General features: G+C 68.5%; 1 protein-coding gene and 1 pseudogene. Both read right to left on the bottom strand.

The window, feature by feature from the left end; translation table 11 throughout:
* A pseudogene (locus ACMO6A_RS01920) lies at positions 1-753 on the bottom strand (methyltransferase); the annotation flags it as partial.
* 11 nt (positions 754-764) lie between these two features.
* Positions 765-1074: TnpV protein (locus ACMO6A_RS01915; protein ID WP_418470700.1), on the bottom strand; the 310-nt coding region annotated here is incomplete at its 5' end.

Below are 1074 nucleotides of genomic sequence, written 5' to 3'. Positions count from 1 at the left end.
GAGCTCCTGGGCGCGACGGGTCGCGGTCGAGTTCTTGTCGAGCGTGTAGCGGCTGGTGAGCACCGCGACGACGCCGCCGGGGCGCACCGCCTCGACGCTCTTCTTGATGAAGTAGTCGTGGATCGGCATGCTGTCGATCTTGATATCGCCGCTGTAGGGCACGTTGCCGATGGCGGCGTCGAAGGACGCGGGGGAGACCCGGCACTCCTCGAGGCCGGCGGCGGTGATGTGCGCCTCGGGGCAGAGCGCCTGCGCGATGCGCGCCGAGATCGGGTCGAGCTCCACGCCGTGGAAGTCCAGGGCGAGGTCGGCGGGCGCGAGGCGCATGAAGTTGCCGGTGCCGCAGCCCGGCTCGAGAATCGCCGCGGGCGTGTCGCCATGGCCGATGCCGGCCTCGCGCAGCGCGTCGTAGATGGCGCCGATCACGGGTGCCGGCGTGTAGAACGCGGTGAGGACGGTATGGCGCTGGGATGCGAACTCGTCGTCGCTGAGCAGTTCCTTGAGCCTGTCGCGGATCTCGCCCCACTCGCCCTCGGCCTTCTCTGAGAAGGCCTTCTGGGCGCCGCCCCAGCCGGAATAGGCCTCCATGGCGGCGATTTCCTCGGCGGTGGCGCTGCCGCGCTCCTCGGCGGCGGCAAGCGCCTCCAGGGCCGCCAGGTTCTTCCTGGCTCGCGTGATGGGGCTGCCTGCGCACTGCGAGTCCACGCCCGCGGCGGCGTCGATGGACTCGGCGCCATCCGCGGCTTCCGCCACGGCGGCGGCCTCTACATGGCCTCGATAATCTCCTTGATCGCGATCTCGGTCGCCATCGCCTCGGCGGAGTTCGCCTTCTTGATGAAGCTCGGCAGGTCGTTCGAGCGGAGTTCCGTCGTCGCCCCGCACGACTTCATGCAGCCCGGCGTGAGCTCGCTGATCCGGTTGCGATACGCCGTCTCGATCTGCTCGAGATAGGATTCCGTCTCCCCGGATGCCTTCAGCTCGGCTACCTGCTCCGGCAGGTTGTCCAGCATGAACTGGTACCTCATGCCGCGGACTCCGGTGTACGGTTGCTTCAGGACGGCCATCTTCGTCTCC

This window comes from Eggerthella sp. (assembly GCF_048329335.1).
Lineage (GTDB): Bacteria > Actinomycetota > Coriobacteriia > Coriobacteriales > Eggerthellaceae > Eggerthella > Eggerthella lenta.
Note: the sequence above shows the minus strand (reverse complement) of the source record. Positions and strands in the feature narration are given on the sequence as shown.